17 protein-coding genes, 2 tRNA genes and 1 pseudogene are annotated in these 20,506 nt (G+C 37.8%); 14 read left to right on the top strand and 6 right to left on the bottom strand.

The genetic code is table 11. The annotated features are described in order from the left end of the window. Positions 1-105: 105 nt before the first annotated feature. The 3 genes from ACZZZC_RS01035 to ACZZZC_RS01025 all read left to right on the top strand — a co-directional run bounded on the left by ACZZZC_RS01035 (position 106) and on the right by ACZZZC_RS01025 (position 7,828). Positions 106-2,706: a glycoside hydrolase family 2 protein gene (locus tag ACZZZC_RS01035; RefSeq protein WP_463484435.1), complete on the top strand. Its 2,601-nt coding sequence runs from the start codon at positions 106-108 to the stop codon at positions 2,704-2,706. A gap of 391 nt (positions 2,707-3,097) precedes the next feature. Continuing rightward, complete coding sequence (locus ACZZZC_RS01030) at positions 3,098-6,301, top strand: SusC/RagA family TonB-linked outer membrane protein (protein ID WP_463484434.1); 3,204 nt, start codon at positions 3,098-3,100, stop codon at positions 6,299-6,301. 9 nt (positions 6,302-6,310) lie between these two features. Next, complete coding sequence (locus tag ACZZZC_RS01025; RefSeq protein WP_463484433.1) at positions 6,311-7,828, top strand: RagB/SusD family nutrient uptake outer membrane protein; 1,518 nt, start codon at positions 6,311-6,313, stop codon at positions 7,826-7,828. Between the two features lie 161 nt (positions 7,829-7,989). On the opposite strand, the gene ACZZZC_RS01020 is transcribed toward ACZZZC_RS01025, so the two are convergent. Then, the gene (locus ACZZZC_RS01020; RefSeq protein WP_056850742.1) at positions 7,990-8,316 is read right to left on the bottom strand and encodes a 2Fe-2S iron-sulfur cluster-binding protein; all 327 of its coding nucleotides are present in this window, start codon (positions 8,314-8,316) and stop codon (positions 7,990-7,992) included. Positions 8,317-8,385: 69 nt separating this feature from the next. Continuing rightward, positions 8,386-9,396 (bottom strand): NAD(P)/FAD-dependent oxidoreductase, encoded by a 1,011-nt coding sequence (locus ACZZZC_RS01015; RefSeq protein WP_463484432.1) that lies wholly within the window; start codon positions 9,394-9,396, stop codon positions 8,386-8,388. Between the two features lie 232 nt (positions 9,397-9,628). On the opposite strand from ACZZZC_RS01015, the gene ACZZZC_RS01010 reads away from it, so the two are divergent. After that, a complete protein-coding gene (locus ACZZZC_RS01010; protein ID WP_463484431.1) occupies positions 9,629-10,312 on the top strand; it encodes a hypothetical protein in 684 nt (227 codons plus the stop codon). A gap of 45 nt (positions 10,313-10,357) precedes the next feature. Here the strand turns inward: ACZZZC_RS01010 and ACZZZC_RS01005 are convergent, their stop codons facing one another. Then, entirely contained in the window at positions 10,358-12,397 is a 2,040-nt protein-coding gene (locus ACZZZC_RS01005) for a prolyl oligopeptidase family serine peptidase (protein ID WP_463484430.1), read from the bottom strand. A gap of 250 nt (positions 12,398-12,647) precedes the next feature. On the opposite strand from ACZZZC_RS01005, the gene ACZZZC_RS01000 reads away from it, so the two are divergent. The 10 genes and pseudogenes from ACZZZC_RS01000 to ACZZZC_RS00955 all read left to right on the top strand — a co-directional run bounded on the left by ACZZZC_RS01000 (position 12,648) and on the right by ACZZZC_RS00955 (position 18,349). Then, positions 12,648-13,388, top strand: coding sequence for a UDP-2,3-diacylglucosamine diphosphatase (locus ACZZZC_RS01000; RefSeq protein ID WP_463484429.1), 741 nt, complete (start codon positions 12,648-12,650; stop codon positions 13,386-13,388). 421 nt (positions 13,389-13,809) lie between these two features. Continuing rightward, positions 13,810-14,883 carry a peptide chain release factor 1 gene (prfA, locus tag ACZZZC_RS00995; protein WP_056850900.1) on the top strand — a complete coding sequence of 358 codons (1,074 nt, stop codon included), beginning with the start codon at positions 13,810-13,812 and terminating at the stop codon, positions 14,881-14,883. 103 nt (positions 14,884-14,986) lie between these two features. Beyond that, a tRNA-Asp gene (locus ACZZZC_RS00990) sits at positions 14,987-15,060 on the top strand. Between the two features lie 58 nt (positions 15,061-15,118). After that, positions 15,119-15,403: a GIY-YIG nuclease family protein gene (locus ACZZZC_RS00985; protein WP_463486403.1), complete on the top strand. Its 285-nt coding sequence runs from the start codon at positions 15,119-15,121 to the stop codon at positions 15,401-15,403. Between the two features lie 115 nt (positions 15,404-15,518). Continuing rightward, positions 15,519-15,803 (top strand): GIY-YIG nuclease family protein, encoded by a 285-nt coding sequence (locus ACZZZC_RS00980; RefSeq protein WP_463484424.1) that lies wholly within the window; start codon positions 15,519-15,521, stop codon positions 15,801-15,803. A gap of 203 nt (positions 15,804-16,006) precedes the next feature. Then, positions 16,007-16,927, top strand: a complete 921-nt coding sequence (locus ACZZZC_RS00975) for a hypothetical protein (RefSeq protein WP_463484427.1) — start codon at positions 16,007-16,009, stop codon at positions 16,925-16,927. Positions 16,928-17,128: 201 nt separating this feature from the next. Beyond that, positions 17,129-17,202: transfer RNA gene (locus ACZZZC_RS00970), tRNA-Asp, on the top strand. Between the two features lie 58 nt (positions 17,203-17,260). Further along, the gene (locus tag ACZZZC_RS00965; RefSeq protein ID WP_463486402.1) at positions 17,261-17,545 is read left to right on the top strand and encodes a GIY-YIG nuclease family protein; all 285 of its coding nucleotides are present in this window, start codon (positions 17,261-17,263) and stop codon (positions 17,543-17,545) included. 183 nt (positions 17,546-17,728) lie between these two features. Beyond that, positions 17,729-17,920 (top strand): annotated as a pseudogene (locus ACZZZC_RS00960) (GIY-YIG nuclease family protein); the annotation flags it as partial. Between the two features lie 225 nt (positions 17,921-18,145). After that, positions 18,146-18,349, top strand: coding sequence for a GIY-YIG nuclease family protein (locus ACZZZC_RS00955; RefSeq protein WP_463488224.1), 204 nt, complete (start codon positions 18,146-18,148; stop codon positions 18,347-18,349). Between the two features lie 129 nt (positions 18,350-18,478). Here the strand turns inward: ACZZZC_RS00955 and infC are convergent, their stop codons facing one another. The 3 genes from infC to ACZZZC_RS00940 form a co-directional block, all read right to left on the bottom strand. After that, positions 18,479-19,048, bottom strand: coding sequence for a translation initiation factor IF-3 (infC, locus tag ACZZZC_RS00950; RefSeq protein ID WP_463484421.1), 570 nt, complete (start codon positions 19,046-19,048; stop codon positions 18,479-18,481). 123 nt (positions 19,049-19,171) lie between these two features. Beyond that, a complete protein-coding gene (locus ACZZZC_RS00945) occupies positions 19,172-19,477 on the bottom strand; it encodes a hypothetical protein (RefSeq protein ID WP_463486401.1) in 306 nt (101 codons plus the stop codon). A 157-nt stretch (positions 19,478-19,634) separates the two neighbouring features. Next, positions 19,635-20,489 (bottom strand): EamA family transporter, encoded by an 855-nt coding sequence (locus ACZZZC_RS00940; RefSeq protein ID WP_463486400.1) that lies wholly within the window; start codon positions 20,487-20,489, stop codon positions 19,635-19,637. Positions 20,490-20,506: the final 17 nt, after the last annotated feature.

The raw sequence follows: 20,506 nt of genomic DNA, 5'->3' as shown, positions 1-20,506 counted from the left end.
AAATAAAAAGTATTTCCGTTCTATCAGGTTTATTATTAACGGTTGGTAATTCTTCGGAAAGACCAAGCCAATAGTTTAAAAAATATTTAATTAAAAAACTCATTTATGAGGAAATTGCTCTTTTCGCTTTTGTTTTTAGCTGCTTTAAACACGCAAGCCCAACGCTACGAACTTAATTCTGGCTGGCTTTGTGCCAACATTAAAGACGCTAATGCTACCGGAAGCCAGATTTCCAGCTCGAACTTCGGGCTAAATAATTGGTTGCCTGCTACAGTTCCAGGGACGGTTTTAACCACTTTGCTTGATAACAAAAAAGTTCCTGATCCATTTTATGGAATGAACAACGAGAAAATTGCCGATATCTATAAAACGGGGAACGAGCATTATACTTATTGGTTTGTGAAGGACTTTGATGAAAAAGCTATCGGCAACGAACAGGTATGGATACAATTTCGTGGGATAAATTATAAAGCTGATTTTTTTCTCAACGGAAAGAAGATCAATGCGAAAACGCATGAAGGCATGCATATTCGTGCCAACTACAACATCACAAAATTTCTTTCTGCCACAGGCAAAAACCGCTTGGCCGTAATCGTTTATCCACCAGATTTTCCCGGCAATCCAAACGGCGGGCAAGGTGGCGACGGAACAATTGCCAAAGGATTAACCACGCAATATACGGCTGGCTGGGATTGGATTCAGCCCACTCGTGATCGAAACACAGGGATTTGGGATAAAGTGATTATCGAAAAAACAAGGTCTATCAATGTAAAAAACCCGCATGTAGTTACGCTGGTTCCTGGCAAAAGAGTACCGAATGCCAAACAACAACCAGCTACCATCAAAGTTTCGGTTGAGGTAGAAAATCCAACAGCTAAAGCCGTTGCAGGTATTTTGCAATACCAAATTGCTGGCAAAACAGTTAGCAAAACAGTTTCTATCGCTGCGAATAAAACTACAGAAATAATATTTGCGGATTTAGCTTTGGAAAACCCTAAACTTTGGTGGCCTAGTGGTTATGGAAAGCAGGATTTATATCCGGTTAACATCAAATTTTTAAATGGAAGCCAGGTTTTGGATCAGGAAAATTTGAAAGTTGGCATCCGCCAGATTGATAATATTTGGAATGACCGTACCCAAAGTATGGGCGCTTATGTAAATGGCCAAAAGATTTTCATCAAAGGCGGTAACTGGATCATTTCTGATGCGATGCTGCGTTTCTCCGATGCCCGTTACGATGCCGAAGTTCGTTACCACAAGGATATGAACCTAAACCTGATCAGGATTTGGGGCGGTGCCATTTTAGAAAGGCCTGAGTTTTATAATGCCTGCGATAAGTATGGCTTGCTCGTTTTTCAGGATTTTTGGTTCAGTGGCGATTGCAATGGCCGTTGGGTAGATCCCTTAAAAAAAGAAGATCAGTGGACGAGAAGGAATTATCCCGACAATCATCCACTGGTTTTAACAGCGATTGAAGATCAGGTAAAAATGATTCGTAACCATGCTTCACTTGCTTTCTGGTGCGGCGGAAATGAAATTACGCCGCCAGAGGATATTCTAAATCCGATTAAAAATGATATTCTGCCACGATTGGATGGCACGCGGAAGTTTTTCGATTTTTCTAATAGTGATGAGATGTCGTACAATTCAATCGGTGGTAATGGCGATGGGCCTTATGGTATTCAAGATCCAAAAAGCTTTTGGGCGGTAAAAACATTTCCTTACAACTCCGAAGTGGGTTCAGTTGGCGTAGGAGATTACGAATCATTGGAGCGTTTTATCCCAAAAGAAAATATGGTTGCACCACAATTTAAAAGCAAGCCAGATTCGGTTTGGGATTATCATAAATACATTGGTTACGATCAGTATATTAATCCTTATGGCAAAACTAAAGATGCAAAGGATTTTGCAATGAAGGCACAGCTCGTCAACTATGATCAATATCGTGCTTTGATGGAAGGCTTCTCTAATAAAATGTGGGATTGGTACACGGGTTCTATTATTTGGAAAACACAAAACCCATGGACGGCGCTTCGTGGTCAAATGTACGATTACTACCTCGACCCAAATGCTTGCCTTTATGGTTTGCGCAAAGGAAGTGAGCCCCTTCATATCATGATGAATCCACTGGATAGCATGGTAACGGTAGTGAATAACGGTTTTACAGATCGTAATAATTTAATGGTGCAAGCCAAGCTTCACGATATGGATGGAAAAGATTATTTCTATTCGCAGGTTTTCAATTCCATTGGTGCATCTTCCGTTCGTCGCTTTTTTCCATTGAATGATTTTCTGAAAAAACTTGACCAGAAAGATGGTGTGTTTGTCTCACTCAAACTGTTGAATGAAAAACAGGAGGTTTTAAGTGAAAATATTTACTGGCTGGCTGATAAGGATGGCAATTATAAAGGTTTGCAAAATTTAAAACCAGCGGCTTTAAAGGTGAATGCCGTTAAAAAATCTGACGACAAGGTGGAAGTAACATTAACTAATCCGGGTGGCAATCCTGTAGCTTTTTTCAACCGCGTGGCGTTGATCGATAGCCAAACAGGCAAGCGGATTTTACCAGCCTTTTATGATGATAACTACGTGAGCATACTGCCTGGAGAAAGCAGGTTGATAACAGTTGAATATAATGGAGTTCAAAAAACTGCTATTGAAGTTTACGGCTGGAATGTAGAGAGACAAAAAGTAACTGTTCAGTAATACTTGGTTCTATCCTTAGTTTATTAACTTCAATGGTCTGAATATGCAAAGATTTAATCTTTTGTCTTTGTATTCTATTATCAAACGTTCTTTTTACAAGGAATTTAATTCGAATTGTTAGACTATATATAAACTTTGCTCATTGTATATCGGTTTTAGCTAATTTTTCTATAACTAAATAATATTTTAGATGTTCTTTATAATATTGCTTCAATGAAATTATAACTAAAAAGTTAGTATTAATATTATTTTAACCTTAAGGTAATATTAATGTCATAACAACTTTAATTTGTCGAATTTCATGCAAATTTTGGGTTAAAGTTTGAATTACTTTTTCGTATCCCTTAAATTAGGCGGCTTAACTAATAAATCAAACAACTAATTTAAATTCATGAAAAAACTTCTACAAAGTTTGTTCGTGCTTTTGTTTTTTGCATTTAATGCAATGGCTCAAGAGCGAACAATTACTGGAACAGTAACGTCGACAGAGGATGGTTTCCCGCTTCCCGGCGTTAGTATTAAAGCGCTTGGTTCACCAGCGACTACAACGACAGGAAATGATGGTAAATTCAGCATTAGAGTTACCTCAGCAACTAAAAGTCTACAGTTTTCTTTCGTAGGTTTTGCATCTAAAACAATTACGCTTACTTCATCAAACTCAATCAATGTAGGTTTAGAAACTGATGCGAAGTCTTTACAGGAAGTAGTGATTACCACTGCGTATGGTACCACGACAAAGGGTAAAAACACAGGTTCAATATCAACAGTTGGTGCTGACGATATTGCGCAAAGACCTGTAACAAACTTAAATAGTGCGCTCGCCGGCGCTGCCCCAGGTGTGCAGGTAAATGCTGGTAATGGTCAACCAGGTTCTGGTCCAACAATTCGTGTTCGTGGGTTTGGCTCAATTTCTGCATCGAATGATCCTTTGTATATCGTTGATGGAATCCAGTATTCTGGAAATATCAGTAACATTAGTGTTGATGATATTGAAACCATTTCATTATTAAAAGATGCGGCATCTTCTGCACTTTATGGCTCAAGCGCTGGTAATGGTGTAGTTTTAATCACCACAAAAAAGGGTAGAAAAGGAAAAGAACAACTTGATTTCAGAATTATTCAAGGTTTAACTTCAAGAGGTATTCCTGAATACGAAACAGTAGATGCTTATCAGTACTATCCATTAGCATGGCAGGCCTACAGAAATAGTTTAGTTTATCCAGCTACAGGTACTGGTAGTACGTTGGCAGCAGCAAATACTGCTGCAACTAATGGAATTAGAGGATTATTATTAAATAACCCGTTCAATGTACCGAACAATGAAATTGTAGGGACTGATGGAAAGTTAAATCCTAATGCAACGTTATTATATCCAGATGATCTTAACTGGAGAGAACCTTTAGAAAGAACTGGTCAGAGAAGTGACTATTCAATGTCATATAGCGGTGCAACGGAGAAATCTGATTATTATGCATCATTAGGTTACTTGAATGAAAAAGGTTACATTATCAGATCTGATTTCAATAGAATTAACGGTCGTGTAAATATAAACACCAAACCTCTTTCGTGGTTTAGAACTGGCTTAAATGTTAATGCAAACATCACAAAATCAAATCAAGCCGACGCTGATGGCAGCGGAAGTATTGTGAATCCATTTAACTTTTCCCGTTACATTGGCCCAATTTACCCATTGTATGCTCATAACCAAACCACTGGCGAATATTTGTTAGATGCTAGTGGAGGTAAAATTTATGATACTGGTAATTTACAAGGTAGTCTTGGCATTGCAAATCGTCCGTCTGGAGCTTACGCCGGAAGACATATATTGCAGGAGACATTATTAAACTCGACATTAATAAAAAGGAATGCATTAAGTGCCAGAACTTACGGTGAAATAACTTTTCTTAAAGATTTTAAATTCACTCAGAATTTAGGAGTTGATATAAACAACTATATGCTTGGCGACTATCAAAATAAAATCGTAGGTGATGGTGCACCAGGCGGTAGAGCAAGAAATACATCTACGACAACCACTACTTACACTATTGAGCAGTTATTGAATTATAATAAGGTACTTGGTGATCATACTATTGGTGTGTTGGTTGGGCATAACAACTATGATTATGCCTATAAATATTTAACGGGTGCTCGCAATACCCAAATCTTGGATGGAAATAGCGAATTAATCAATTTTTCAACAACTTCAGATTTACAATCATACTTGCAAGATTATAGAAAGGAAGCTGTATTCACAAGGTTGAATTATGATTACAAAGCGAAATATTTTCTTACAGGATCTTACCGTCGTGACGGATCATCTAAATGGGGTCCTGGTAAGCAATGGGGTAACTTTTATTCAGCTAGTTTAGGCTGGTTGATAAGTGAGGAAAATTTCTTGAAAGATAAAACCTGGATTAATTATTTGAAATTTAGATCTTCTTACGGTTCACTAGGTAATGACGACTTATTAACCCCGGGTGGCGCTAGAATTTACAATCTGGATAGATCTCTATATAGCTTGGACAATAACAATGCTGCAGAGCCAGGGATATTATTTCAAAGTTTAGCAAACCCTAACATTACCTGGGAAACGCAAACTCAAATTGATGCAGCTGTAGAATTCGGTTTTTTCAAAAATAGATTACATGGTAGTGCTGAGGTTTTCAGCAAACAATCATCTGATTTGTTATTCAATGTTCCACTTCCATTATCCACAGGTTTAGGTATTGGTAGCGGAACTGGAACCTTTGCAAAAAACATTGGTAAAATGTGGAATAGAGGTGTCGAAATTAATTTAGCTGGTGATATTATTAAATCCCGTGATTTTAAATGGGATATGAATATCAACTGGTCATTAATTAGAAACAGAATTACGAAAATGCCAGATGAAACGCCAACAATTATTGATGGAACAAAACAATTAGCGGTAGGTCAATCCAGATATCAATATTGGTTACGCCAATGGGCTGGCGTTAACCCTGCTGACGGAGCGGGTTTATATGAAATTAATCCTCTTAATCCGGGTAGTGCCGCAGATACCAGAACAGTTAATGGGCAAAACTTTACTATTAACCCAAATAACGCATTATATGCCTATTCAGGATCTTCTATTCCTGACTTTTTTGGAAGTTTCACCAACACCTTTACTTATAAAGCATTCTCTTTATCAGTAATTATGAATTATCAAGTTGGTGGTAAAGCTTATGATGCAACATATCAATCATTAATGTCATATGCAGGTTACGGAGGCTCGTTGCATATTGATGCCCTAAATTCGTGGCAACAAATTGGCGATGCCGCTTCAATTCCAAGACTTGACGTTGGTAGATCAACTTTCAACAATGCTACATCGTCGAGATTCTTGATTGATGCATCGTATTTAAACATGAGATCAGCGATTTTAGCTTATAACCTTCCAACTACTTTTATCAAGAAGGTGGGTTTAAGTAGGGTTAATGTGTATGCTTCTGGCGAAAATCTTTTCATGCTTTCGAAGCGTAAAGGATTAGATCCATCAGAAAGTTTTACCGGTGTAAATACTAATAACTATACACCAACCCGTATAGTAAGTTTAGGACTTAATGCATCATTTTAAAAGGAAATTATGAAAACCATAAATAAATTTATTTTTCCATTAATGGCCGTTGTGCTATTGATGGGTGCTTGTAAAAAAGATTATTTATTAACTAATCCAACAGATTCAGTTGATAAAAATGCAGTATTTACTACAACAACAAATGCTTTAGCAGCATTAAACGGTATCAATAGATCATTGTATATTCAGTATTCTAGACAAGAAGAAGGTGGCCAAGGTGCTGTAAACCTTAATATTGATTATATGGGTGATGATATTGTAAATACAGTTAGTACAACAGCTTTTGGTGTGCATAAATGGGTAACACATAGAAGTGCATCAACGCTAAATAACTCTTTTATATATACGTTCTATTACAGGATCATCGCAAATGCAAATTTGATCATTGATAACATTGATAATGCTGAAGGAAGTGTAGCTGATAAGAAAATGATTAAAGCAGAGGCCTTAACATATAGAGCTTGGGCACATTTTGTATTGGTTCAGGTGTTTGGAAAACGATATGATGCGGCTGGAAATAATACCCAGGCTGGTGTTCCAATTATGAATACTTCCATTGTAGACGGAAATCCAGGAAAACCAAGAGCAAGCGTTGAAGCCGTGTATGGTCAGATTAACACCGATCTTGATTTAGCGATTACCACGTTTGCTGGGGCAACTGCTCGACCAAATAAATCGCATTTCAATATCAATGTTGCTAAAGGGATTAAAGCAAGAGTTGCATTAACCCAAGGTAAATGGGCTATTGCTGCTCAAAACGCACTTGAGGCAAGAACAGGGTTGAATTTGATGACTAACGCTGAATACCTAGCTGGGTTCAATAGTTATGAGAATCAGGAATGGATGTGGGGAAGCAAACAACAGGAAGATCAAACGACCTATTTTTATTCGTTTTTTGCTTATTTAGGTACATTTAATTCCACGGCAAACAGAACCATTCCTAAAAGAATGAATTCAATTCTTTACAACCAAATTCCTGCAACTGATGTACGTAAAGCACTTTGGGATCCAGCTGGTAACACACCTACATTTATAGCTTTCAATCAACCAGCAGGAGTAGTGTCTGGCTCAACAGCAAGTTATAAACAAGGAAAATTTAGAAATGCTGGATCTACCAGCGTTGGTGATGTGGTTAACATGAGAGTCGGCGAAATGTTCTTGATTGAAGCTGAAGCAAGAGCTCGTTTAGGAATAGCTGGTTCTGCTGCTGAAACAACTGCTGCGCAGAATGTATTATTTACATTTGCTAAAAACCGTAATCCAAGTTATGTGCTAACCACAAATACAGGTACGGCTTTATTAAATGAGATTCTTATTCAACGTAGAATTGATTTATGGGGTGAAGGATTTAGATTCTTCGACTTAAAACGCCAAGATCTTCCATTGGATAGAACAGGTAGCAACCATACTATCGCATTATCTGGTGTTTTATCGGTACCTGCGGGTGGGCCAGAATGGCAATGGGCAATTCCTCAGTCTGAAATTGATGCGAATCCAGCAATTGGGCCAGGTGGACAAAACCCTTAAAATAGCATTTTAAAAAGTTCTAAAGAGCTTCTTCATTTAAGGAAGAAGCTCTTTTTTATTGTTCTCAATCTGTATAAATGGATATTTTAAATGAATCCACTCATAACAACAAAGGGCGATGTTGAAAAACATCGCCCTTTACTTTTATCTATTTTATAAAATTAACTTACTCCGTGTAATTTCACTTTTAGGCCATCCATATTATTGTTTAACTGTAGCTGGCAAGCTAAACGAGAGTTGGGTAACAAATCAGGCAAGGTATCCAACATTGCATATTCATCATCACTCATTTCGTTTAATTTCTCTTCGCCTTCTAACACATCAACGCAACAAGTGGCACACAAAGCCATCCCGCCACAGGTAGCTAAAATATCGTATTCTGATGCTTTTAAAAATTCCATCAAACTCAAGCCCATATCGGTTGGTGCCTCGTGAGGGGTAACAGAACCATCCGGTTCTTGCATGTATATCGTAATGTTGTTTTCCATTTTTCTGCTCGCTTATTAGCGCAAACTTACTTAAAATAGTTTTTTATTGAAACAATATTAACGCAAAGCCTAAAATTCTGAAACGCCGTTTACGGTGGTATATTTCATCGTGTATTTTACCCCGGGGTTCATGTACGAATAAGCACTATGACTCATCAAAGCGGCCTCGTGGAAACCACAAAGTATCAACTTTAACTTATTAGCGTAAGTATTGATATCGCCAATGGCATAAATACCGGGAATGTTTGTAGAATAATCGTCGGTATTAACCTCAATAGCACTTTTGCTGATGTTTAAATTCCAGGCTTCAATTGGGCCTAATTTTGGACTTAAACCAAACAAAGGAATCAAATGATCTGCTTCTACAACCGTTTTTTCCATGGTACGATTCTGTACAATTTCTACTTGCTCCAACTTATCTGATCCATGAACAGCTTGTAAATTACTGTTTAAAATCAAGTTAATTTTCCCGCTTTCTGCCAATGCCATTACTTTAGCAACAGAATCCGGAGCACCACGGAAGCTCTCACTTCTATGCACCAACGTTAATTCAGAACAAACTTCAGCAAGGTAAATCGTCCAGTCCAAAGCAGAGTCGCCACCGCCAGCAATAACCATTTTCTGATCACGGTATTTTTCCGGATCAAGAATCATATAGTTAACACCTTTACCGTTTTCGAAATTTACAAGGTTTTCAACAGCAGGTTTACGTGGCTCAAAACAACCTAATCCGCCAGCAATAACCACCACTTTAGCTTCGATAACGGTTCCCATGTTCGTGGTTAAAACGAAATCAGCTTCGCCACGTTTTTCCAATCCTTCAATACGTTCACCCAAGGTGAAAGTTGGATGAAAAGGCTTTGCCTGCTCCATTAAATTATCAATAAGCTCTTGCGCCAATACCGAAGGATAACCTGGAATATCGTAAATTGGTTTCTTTGGGTAAATTTCAGAAAGCTGACCACCAACCTGAGGCAGGTAATCAATTAAATGGCAACGCATTTTTAATAAACCGGCTTCAAAAATGGCAAATAAACCAACCGGACCAGCGCCAATTACGGCTATATCAGTAGAGATCATTCAAAAAAAATTTGATGCAAAGTTACAAAATAAACTTTTATCAATTTCCCTATTTAGAAATATTCTAGATAATTCTGTAATCTTATCTTATTCAGTATTTTATATGCTTTGAAGTGATTAAATTAAAAAGATAAAAGTTTTAGCCCCTTCAAAGCGAATTATAATTGGTCTATAGATTTAATAGATTTTACTAATTTTTATATTTTGAGATTAATTTATATGTTAGCCAAAAATGGTATCTTCAATAGCGATGGACTTGGGAATTCTTCTGCCAATTTTAGGACTGCTGTTTGTGGTTTGGGCGATAACCTTTATCGTTTATAGTGAAACATGGCAACTTCCTACTGCGTTTATGCCTGTAGGTTTAGGTGCCTATATTTACCTGGAGCATCATCCGTGGAATTGGCTAATGCTTTTGCCTTTGCTTTCCGCTCTCGTTTTTAATGTTAGTGCTGTATTGAGTAAGCCGAAATTTAGAGGTTGGGTAAGTTATTTAAATTACATCCTGCTTTTGCCCGTAGTAATTTTATACCTTGTTAACTTCCGGTATCTCTTTAAAGATGATAGCCTTTTGAGAACTATTTTCGCCGGTATGGGGATCCTTGCCTTATTAATTTACGTCTCGAAATTTTGGCTATCGGATGTTATTCTACTTTTGATTAATCAACTCTACACAAAAGAAAGTAGGAATTTCGAAACAACTATTGTAAATCGGTTCATCAAGGGTGTGGGTAAAACGAGAACTTTCCATATAACAATAGGTGGTTTGGGCACTGTTGAAACCTCAGGATTTTTCTATTTATATGTCGGCCTTAAAAATATAAGCCCTTATGATAAGGTGAGGATAAAATTAAAAACAGGGTGTTTAGGCACTGAGTTTATTTCTGGTTTTCCCATGCTTATATCAAGAACTTAAATAACCTAAACAGCTTTAAGATGTGCTGATCAGCTTAAGAGATCCTCACCACTCCATTCCAAGGTTCTGAAATACAAAACTCCAAACATCAGCTGCCTCCTCAATAATTTTTGTAGTCGGTTTCCCTGCTCCGTGGCCAGCATTGGTATCTACCCTGATCAATATTGGATTCTCTCCTTGATATTTTTCCTGAAGCGTAGCTGCAAACTTAAATGAATGTGCAGGTACCACACGGTCATCATGATCGGCAGTTGTAATCAATGTTGCCGGATACTTTACGCCAGCCTTAATATTATGTAATGGCGAATATTTGATCAGATAATCAAAATCTTCTTTTTTATCGCTGCTGCCGTATTCAACTACCCAACCCCAACCGACAGTAAATTTATGATAGCGTAACATATCCAACACGCCAACTGCAGGTAATGCAACTTTAAAAAGTTCTGGTCTTTGGGTCATGCAAGCACCTACTAAGAGTCCGCCGTTCGATCCGCCCGAAATAGCGATTTTAGATGCATTGGTATAGTTTTGTTTGATCAAAAATTCGGCTGCCGCAATAAAATCGTCAAAAACATTTTGTTTCTTCTCCAGCATCCCGCCTTTGTGCCAGGCTTCGCCATATTCGCTTCCACCTCGTAAACTCGGCTGAACGTAAATACCGCCCTTTTCCAGGAATAGCATTCTTGATAAACTAAACCCTGGTGTTAAGCTTACCTGAAATCCGCCATAAGCATAAAGGAAAACTGGATTGTTGCCATCTAGTTCAATTCCTTTTTTATGAACGATGAACATCGGCACTTTAGTTCCATCTTTTGAAGAATAAAATACTTGTTTAGTTTCATAGTTGTCAGTGTTAAACTTTAGGTCAGGTTTTTTGTATAGTGAGGAAGTTGCTTTTGCGATATCATAGCGATAGATAGTGCCAGGCGTAGTGAAATTTGAGAAGGTATAAAAGAATTCTTTATCCTCCTTGTAAGCGCCGAAACCGGTGGCGGTACCAATGTCCGGCAAGTCTACTTCCCTGATTTTTTTTCCGGCTAAATTATATTGAACGAAATTTGTACTGGCATCTTTGAGGTACGAAGCCCACAAAAAGCCACCTCCCGTATCTACGCCTTCCAGCGCCAGGTTTGATTCCGGAATGATGGTTTCCCAATGGGCTGGAGCACTGTTTTCCGGATCTACGAGCACTACGCGTTTATTTTCTGCATCCAGATCAGTATTCAATAAAAGCTTGTCGCCAACATTGGCTACAATACTGTGGTTGTTTTCATAACCTTCAACCAAAAGAGAAATTCTGCCGTTAGGTATCGTCAAATCTTGATAATATAAAGCATTACCAGATGTTCCGGCACTTGCATAAATAATTAAGAAGCGCTCATCTTCTGTAACAACAGCTCCAAAATATAGGTTGGGATTGGTTGCATCTTCGAAAACAAGTTGATCATCCTCTTGTGAATCGCCTAATTTGTGATAGTAGATTTTTTGAAATTTATTGGCGGCAGATAAATCCGTACCCTTTTCAGGCTTATCGAATTTACTGTAATAGAAACCATCACCTTTCCAGGCCGCACCAGAAAATTTTGTCCATTTCAGCTCGTCTGCTAATTCCTTTTTTGAAGCAACTTCTCTGACGTAAATATTGCTCCAATCAGATCCAGCCTGAGCAACGGAATAAGCAACATATTGTTTGTTATGAGAAAAACCGATTAGAGAAACAGCTGCGGTACCATCAGCAGTTAACTTATTTGGGTCTAAAAAGACTTCCTCTTCTCCGTCGAAACCTTTTTTAATATACCAGATACTTTGGTTTTGAAGCCCGTTGTTTTTGGTGGAAAAGTAATACTCGCCAACTTTAAACAGAGCTCCTTCTTTAGGGTAATTCCATATTTCGGTTAGCTTCTTTTTAATCTCATCGCGGTAAAGAATTTGAGATAAATATTGTTGCGTCACTTTATTTTCAGCGCTTACCCATGCTGCAGTTTCAGCTGATGTATCATCCTCCAGCCAACGGTAGGGGTCGGCAACTTCGGTTCCGAAATAATGATCAACTATGCTGTCTTTTTTTGTTGCGGGATATTTCATTGAAATCATTTTTTTTTTTAGCCTTGCAAGCTAACAGGACCACTGCAAAGTAGCCAAATACAAATTGCTTTTTCATCTCGAAACGGATTTATTTACTGTTAAATGTTTTTCCCTCGGGATGATTGCACAGATGCTTGGATGACAAAGATTTTTTTCTCTTATGTGGTTTTTTGCATTCGGACTTTGGACTCCCGACTAAGGACTCCAAACTTTTTCCTTCGGACTTTTTCCACTACCTTTGAAGCCTTACATGAGCAAGAACATTTATTTCGCTTCTGACTTTCATTTAGGTACGCCGAGTTACAGCGAAAGCCGTGCCCGTGAGAATCGTATTGTAAATTGGCTAAATTTTATTGAGCCAACCTGCAGCGAATTGTTTTTAATGGGCGACATTTTCGATTTCTGGTTCGAATATGCAAAAGTTATCCCAAAGGGATTTATTCGTTTGCAAGGTAAGTTGGCCACAATGGCCGATGCTGGAATTAAAATCTACTTTTTTAAAGGCAACCATGATATGTGGGTTCGCGATTATTTTAGCCAGGAAATTGGCATGGAAATTATTGGCGATGAGAAAATTATTGAACGCAATGGTAAAAAGTTTTACCTCCATCATGGCGATGGGTTAGGGCCAGGCGATCATAAATATAAATTCTTGCGTAAAATATTTAGAAGTAAACTTTGCCAGTGGTTATTCGCTCGTTTACATCCTAACTTTGGAATTGGCATTGCAAACGCCTGGAGCCAGGGAAGTAGGGCGGCTCAGACCGAAAAGGAGGTTTTTTTAGGTGAAGATGAGGAATGGCTGGCCATTTACGCCAAAGAGCAATTACAAAAAGAGCACTTCGATTATTTTATTTTCGGGCATAGGCATTTGCCTTTAAATATTAGTTTGGGTAATGGAAGCCGCTATATAAATCTTGGTGAGTGGCTCACTTACAATTCTTACGCAGTTTTCGACGGGGCAGAATTAAAACTAGAATACTACAGATAAAATTTACAGTCTCGTTTATATTGCTGATCAGAAAGATTTTTTAAGTTTTGGAAAGCAAAATCTGTAGAATCTACAGCGTCCGTCGGGCTTTTCATTATAGTCCCGATTAGAAGGAAATCGGGAGCTGCCATTTCAATCCCGTTTAATTAATCAGGTCCCTGCTGCTATTTTAGAAACGTAAAGTTTAAAAAGGTGATTACCTTCGTTTCTAAACCTGATATAAGTGTAAAGCCACCGATTTTCTCGGTGCTTGAAACGTTAGCGGGACTGCTGACCGCCATATTTTCAGAACCATTCATTTCCAAATCCTTTAAAAACTGTATCAGCCTGTTCCAAACAAATTCAGCTTTTTTGCTTATTTTTGCATTTCCTAAATTTTTGGCTAACACCAAATCAGGAGCATTTCAATTCGAATAATACTATGTTAGATAAGTTAGAGGCCATAAAACTACGTTGGGAAGATGTAGAAGAATCGTTGAGTAATCCAGATGTGATTCAGGATATGAAACGTTTTGCGGCTTTAAATAAAGAATATAAAGACTTGGGCAAAATTGTAGATGAGTATAAAATCTACAAAAACGTGATGAGTAATATTGATGCCAATAAGGAAATTTTAGCGGTTGAAAAAGACCCTGAAATGCGGGAAATGGCCAAAGAGGAGCTCGATTTGTTGTTGAAACAACAGGAAGAAATGGAAAGTAATATCCGTTTGATGTTGATTCCTAAAGATCCGGAAGATGCTAAAAATGCAGTTTTTGAAATTCGTGGCGGAACTGGTGGCGATGAGGCAGCTTTATTTGCTGGTGATTTATACCGCATGTATACCCGCTTTTTTGAAACTAAAGGATGGAAAGTAGAAACGGTTGATGTAACTGAAGGAACCGCTGGCGGTTATAAAGAGGTGATTTTGAAAGTGAGCGGTGATGATGTGTATGGTCAGCTAAAGTATGAGAGTGGTGTACACCGCGTTCAACGTGTGCCAGATACTGAAACGCAGGGACGTGTGCATACTTCAGCCGCTTCGGTAGCTGTTTTGCCAGAGGCTGAAGAAATTGATCTTTACATTAATCCAGCTGATATTGAGTTGCAGACTTCTCGTTCGGGTGGTGCTGGTGGACAAAATGTAAACAAAGTAGAAACCAAAGTGCAGTTAACGCACAAGCCTTCGGGCATTGTGGTGGTTTGCCAGCAAGAGCGTTCTCAGTTGGGTAACCGGGTGATTGCGATGGAGATGTTGCGTAGTAAGTTGTACGACATTGAATTGCAGAAAAAGAACGGTGATATTGCTGCTAAACGTAAAACGATGGTGTCTACAGGAGACCGTTCTGCCAAGATCAGAACTTATAACTACCCTCAGGGACGTGTAACCGAACACCGTATTGGCTTAACCATGTATAATCTACCGACCATTATGGATGGAGATATTCAAGAAATTATCGATGCGTTACAGTTTGCTGAAAATGCTGAGAAAATGCAGGAAGGTGCTGGAAACTAGGCGATTAAAATTATTTTGAAATAAAATTTGCAAATAAAGATATAGTCTCTATATTTGCAACCTCGAAAGAGGAAAGAGGTTCTAGCTTTAAAGAAGAACAAAAGGAGTGGTAGTTCAGCTGGTTAGAATGCCTGCCTGTCACGCAGGAGGTCGCGGGTTCGAGTCCCGTCCATTCCGCAGCAAAAGCCTTAACTTGAAAAAGTTGAGGCTTTTTTGTTTTACACCACTATGCTCTATGGCTTTCTATATTCACACTATCCAAAGCTTGAAAGATAATTCTTTTTATAAAGGATTTACTGAAAACCCTAATTCCAGAATCATAGCGCATAATAATGGAGAATCAAAATACACCAGCTTAAAAACTCCTTGGCGTTTTGTCTATCTGGAGGAAATGCCCTCAAAACGAGCGGCATTGATTCGAGAAACAAGTCTGAAAAAATATAGTCACATTCAAATCAATCAACTTATTAACTCTCCGAAAAATGAATTGTTGGAGATTTTGGGTAGTTCAGCTGGTTAGAATGCCTGCCTGTCATCCCCATAAGATTGGGGACGGGTTCGAGTCCCGTCCATTCCGCAAAAAAGCCTTAACTTAAAAAGTTAAGGCTTTTTTGTTTCCACACCAATATGCTCCTATGGCTTTCTATATTTACATTATCCAAAGCTTGAAAGATAAATCTTTTTATAGAGGATTCACTGAAAATCCCAAGTCTAGAATCATAGCGCACAATAATAGAGAATCAAAATACACCAGCTCAAAAACTCCTTGGCATTTTGTCTATCTGGAGGAAATGCCCTCAAAACGAGAGGCATTGATTCGAGAAAGAGGTCTGAAAAAATATAGTCACCTTCAAATCAATCAACTTATTAACTCTCCGAAAAATGAACTGTTGAAGATTTTGGGTAGTTCAGCTGGTTAGAATGCCTGCCTGTCATCCCCAAAAAGATTGGGGACGGGTTCGAGTCCCGTCCATTCCGCGACAAAAGCCTTAACTTGAAAAAGTTGAGGCTTTTTTGTTTCTGGAAACACCAAATTATTATTTCGCAAGACAATGCGAGTAATTGTATTAATTTGCCAATGGCTGATTTCATAAGAAATTCGTAAGTTGTATAACTTATTAATATGAAAAAGTTGAAAGAAGTATTGTTTTTAGCAATTATCCTGACCAATATTCGCTTTGTTTATGCACAAGAGAAAAATACGGGTGATAGATTACTCAATAAAGCTCATGACAGAAATTCTGTAACAGTAGATTCCGTTGTTACTCGGGTTAGGGAGCTGTCATACAGTAAAGAATATATTAATTCGTATAAGGCCATCGCGTTTGATGAAGCTAATTTGAAGCCTCATTTTATTCCTGACATTAATAGCCCCTTAGATAGAAATAGCGATAAGTTAAAATCCTTGTTCGAAAATAAAGATGAAACAATAAAAGAGATTAAAAAGAGTCTTCTTCAGGCAAATAAAAATCCTTTGGCACAAAAACGAATGTCCGTTGTTTTTCGTAATAGCTTAGAGTTACAAAAATTAAGATTCGAGCAAATACCAGTATATTATTTAACAGCCAACATTTACAATTTTAAGCAAGGAGAAAACATTGCTAAGTATTTTAATTTACAAACAAACAGAAAGACATTTTTGGCATTTAATTATAAAAATTTGATCGGTATCGTAGATTACTATAATAAAGTTGCTAGGTTGATTATACCAAATAGACATTTGAAAGAGAATTTTATAGAAATTTCATCTATTTCAGATCAACCTATTGGTATTGATCTTTTTATATACGATAATCCGGAAAGAACTGCAGCGAACATATTTATGTGGGGCGCTGTGGTTAATGATAAGCTTGTATTCGCATTTTTAAATGAAATGAATAAGACTATTCCAGTTTCAGCTGGAAAGACTGAAAATAAATACGAAAAAGAATTTACGCTAACGATAGCGGATGCTTTTTTTGCCAGAGAAAATGGCTACAATATTATTCAGCAGTTTTTAGACAGGCAAATAGAATATTATAAAAGGATTAAGTCACTGAATTAGCATTAAACTAATTATTAAGAATTCCTCTTGCAGAGGAATAATGTGGTTCTGAATGAAGAAAATGAAAATATATCAAATGAAATTCAGTAGGTTACAGATTTGACTTGCAAAATTTCGTTTAAAATAACGATTAAGTAAATATAGTGCCTATATTTGCATTCCCGCAAGGGAAAGAGGTTCTAACTTTAAAGAGGGACAAAAGGAGTGGTAGTTCAGCTGGTTAGAATGCCTGCCTGTCACGCAGGAGGTCGCGGGTTCGAGTCCCGTCCATTCCGCAGCAAAAGCCTTAACTTGAAAAAGTTGAGGCTTTTTTGTTTTACACCACTATGCTCTATGGCTTTCTATATTCACACTATCCAAAGCTTGAAAGATAATTCTTTTTATAAAGGATTTACTGAAAACCCTAATTCCAGAATCATAGCGCATAATAATGGAGAATCAAAATACACCAGCTTAAAAACTCCTTGGCGTTTTGTCTATCTGGAGGAAATGCCCTCAAAACGAGCGGCATTGATTCGAGAAACAAGTCTGAAAAAATATAGTCACATTCAAATCAGTCAACTTATTAACTCTCCGAAAAATGAACTGTTGAAGATTTTGGGTAGTTCAGCTGGTTAGAATGCCTGCCTGTCATCCCCAAAAAGATTGGGGACGGGTTCGAGTCCCGTCCATTCCGCAACAAAAGCCTTAACTTGAAAAAGTTGAGGCTTTTTTGTTTCCACACCAATATGCTCCTATGGCTTTCTATATTTACATTATCCAAAGCTTGAAAGATAATTCTTTTTTAAAGGATTAACTGAAAATCCCAATTCCAGAATCATAGCGCATAATAATGGAGAATCAAAATACACCAGCTCAAAAACTCATTGGCATTTTGTCTATCTGAAGGAAATGCCCTCAAAACGAGAGGCATTGATTCGAGAAAGAGGTCTGAAAAATATAGTCACCTTCAAATCAATCAGCTTATTAACTCTCCGAAAAATGAACTGTTGAAGATTTTGGGTAGTTAAGCTGGTTAGAATGCCAGCCTGTCATCCCCAAAAAGATTGGGGACGGGTTCGAGTCCCGTCCATTCCGCAAAAAAAGCCTTAACTTGAAAAAGTTAAGGCTTTTTTGTTTCCACACCAATATGCTCCTATGGCTTTCTATATTTACATTATCCAAAGCTTGAAAAATAATTCTTTTTATAAAGGATTTACTTAAAATACCAATTCAAGAATCATAGCGCATAATAATGGAGAATCAAAATACACCAGCTCAAAAACTCCTTGGCATTTTGTCTATCTGGAGGAAATGCCCAAAAAACGAGAGGCATTGATTCGAGAAATAGGTCTGAAAAAATATAGTCACCTTCAAATCAATCAGTTTATTAACTCTCCGAAAAATGAACTGTTGAAGATTTTGGGTGGTTCAGCTGGTTAGAATGCCTGCCTGTCATCCCCAAAAAGATTGGGGACGGGTCCGAGTCCCGTCCATTCCGCAACAGAAGCCTTAACTTTTTCAAGTTAAGGCTTTATTGTTTCCTAGATATTGTAGAGAAGAGCGAACTCTCTATTTCTTCCCAGCTTTTGGAGCCAGTGTTAAAAACATTCTCTTGCCCTCCAGTTTCGGTAGCAATTCTACTTTTCCAACATCTTCAAGTCCCTGCGCAAATTTTAGTAATAATATTTCACCTTGATCTTTATAAACAATAGATCGACCTTTAAAATGAACAAAGGCCCGAACCTTTTCGCCGCTTTCTAGAAATGAAATGGCATGCTTTAGTTTAAACTGAAAATCATGGTCATCTGTATTAGGACCGAATCTGATGTCTTTGATAATGGTTTGTTTTGCTTTGGCCTTGATTTCTTTTTGCTTTTTCTTTTGTTCGTAAAGAAACTTGCTATAATCAATAATGCGGCAAACTGGTGGACTGGCGTTAGGTGATATTTCAACCAGATCTAGATCCTGCTCTTTAGCTAATGCTAAAGCTGTTTCCAATGGATAAATGTTTGTTTCAACATTATCTCCCGTTAACCTTACTTCAGGCGAAGTGATATATTGGTTAATTTTGTGTTCTGCTTCTTTTTTTCTGAAGGGCAAGCGTGGCCCCCTGTAAAATCCTGCTTTTTTTAATGCCAAATTTGAAAATTTTTAGTTTAAAATTAATTATTTGAGTTCCCAATTTTAGGATCTTCTTTAAGATACGATAATTTGAGAGCAAAAACGACTTCAAGCTTAATGATGACGTTGACGCGACTTTAATTATAAGAGATTTATAGCCGTGTCGGTTTGATTCGAAGGCGAGCTCTCCATTCGTAAAGCTTCGTAAGTAATAATAACAAAGCCAGATAGTAGTAAAACCAAAGCGATATATCGAATCGCTTTTTCCATTTTTTTAGTATTAACCATTCTATCCGAACAGGTAAATTCTGCCAGGCCTGCAACTTGTTTTCTTTGATACTTACGTTTAACCGCAATGATAAATAATGCGGTTCCGAAAATAAATAATACGATACCCATAATCAGAGGCATCGTAATAAAATGATATGCTTCTTGCGTGTTAACCATACATAATAGACACACTCTGATAGAAAAAGTTTAAATTTTATAGCAAATCTTATGTTTACAAGGGGAAACTTAGGCTACTTAGCATACGCAAATTACTCCACATTTATCGACTTTGTTAAGTTTATGAATGTTAATTTGCAATACGCTCGTAGGTAATTTATATTTCCGCTGTTTTTTTTGCGGTAAGTGAAGATCCCGCTGAAGCGATAACAACGCAGGCAACTGCTGCACATTCTACCACCGTTAGGTATTCTTGTAAAAAGACAAAAGCTGCAAGCGAAGCCATTGCTGGCTCCAAGCTCATCAATATACTAAAAGTTCTCGGAGGTAATTGCTTTAGGGCAGTAATTTCAAGCGTAAAAGGTATAGCGCTTGAAAGTAAAGCAAGTGCAGCGCCCAGCGCCAATAATTTAGGGTTGAGGTGATTTAGACCTCCTCCAGCAAATCCAAATGGCAGGATAAGAACAGTTGCAAATAACATGCCTACGGCTACGGCTTCACCACCTTTCATTATCTTTGAAACTCTACCACCTAATAAAATATAGGCCGCCCAGAAAGCGCCTGCAAGTAGCGCAAGTAATACACCGATTAAATCTAATCCTTTATCAGTCCAAGGTGCAATCAGGGCAATCCCCACTGCCGCTAAAATAACCCAGATAAAATCGACAGCTTTTTTGGAGCTAAATATTGCTAAAACTAATGGGCCAACAAACTCTAGTGTTACGCCAAGGCCAATTGGAATGCGCTCTATAGCAAAGTAAAATACCATATTCATTGCACCAAGAGAAAGGCCATATAAAATTACATATTTCCATTGCTTAGCATTCAGCTCACTCAGTTTTGGACGAAAAGCAACAAGTAAAATAATGGCAGATAGACCTATTCTCAGTGAAGCAGTTGCAGCAGCTCCGATTTCCGGAAAAAGTCCTTTTGCTATCGCCGCACCACATTGTACACTAATTATGGCCAATAAAACTGCAGGAATCGGCGGAATGATAAATTTGCTTTTCATCAGAAATGATAAATAAG

It is taken from the genome of Pedobacter sp. AC212, from assembly GCF_979258625.1.
This window is presented reverse-complemented; position numbering and strand designations above follow the sequence as displayed.

Bases quoted from the DNA above. Each gene is read 5' to 3' on its own strand.
- ACZZZC_RS01035 (WP_463484435.1), top strand. From the start codon at position 106: ATGAGGAAATTGCTCTTTTCGCTTTTGTTTTTAGCTGCTTTAAACACG.
- ACZZZC_RS01030 (WP_463484434.1), top strand. From the start codon at position 3,098: ATGAAAAAACTTCTACAAAGTTTGTTCGTGCTTTTGTTTTTTGCATTT.
- ACZZZC_RS01025 (WP_463484433.1), top strand. From the start codon at position 6,311: ATGAAAACCATAAATAAATTTATTTTTCCATTAATGGCCGTTGTGCTA.
- ACZZZC_RS01020 (WP_056850742.1), bottom strand. From the start codon at position 8,316: ATGGAAAACAACATTACGATATACATGCAAGAACCGGATGGTTCTGTT.
- ACZZZC_RS01015 (WP_463484432.1), bottom strand. From the start codon at position 9,396: ATGATCTCTACTGATATAGCCGTAATTGGCGCTGGTCCGGTTGGTTTA.
- ACZZZC_RS01010 (WP_463484431.1), top strand. From the start codon at position 9,629: ATGGTATCTTCAATAGCGATGGACTTGGGAATTCTTCTGCCAATTTTA.
- ACZZZC_RS01005 (WP_463484430.1), bottom strand. From the start codon at position 12,397: ATGAAATATCCCGCAACAAAAAAAGACAGCATAGTTGATCATTATTTC.
- ACZZZC_RS01000 (WP_463484429.1), top strand. From the start codon at position 12,648: ATGAGCAAGAACATTTATTTCGCTTCTGACTTTCATTTAGGTACGCCG.
- prfA (WP_056850900.1), top strand. From the start codon at position 13,810: ATGTTAGATAAGTTAGAGGCCATAAAACTACGTTGGGAAGATGTAGAA.
- ACZZZC_RS00985 (WP_463486403.1), top strand. From the start codon at position 15,119: ATGGCTTTCTATATTCACACTATCCAAAGCTTGAAAGATAATTCTTTT.
- ACZZZC_RS00980 (WP_463484424.1), top strand. From the start codon at position 15,519: ATGGCTTTCTATATTTACATTATCCAAAGCTTGAAAGATAAATCTTTT.
- ACZZZC_RS00975 (WP_463484427.1), top strand. From the start codon at position 16,007: ATGAAAAAGTTGAAAGAAGTATTGTTTTTAGCAATTATCCTGACCAAT.
- ACZZZC_RS00965 (WP_463486402.1), top strand. From the start codon at position 17,261: ATGGCTTTCTATATTCACACTATCCAAAGCTTGAAAGATAATTCTTTT.
- ACZZZC_RS00945 (WP_463486401.1), bottom strand. From the start codon at position 19,477: ATGGTTAACACGCAAGAAGCATATCATTTTATTACGATGCCTCTGATT.
- ACZZZC_RS00940 (WP_463486400.1), bottom strand. From the start codon at position 20,489: ATGAAAAGCAAATTTATCATTCCGCCGATTCCTGCAGTTTTATTGGCC.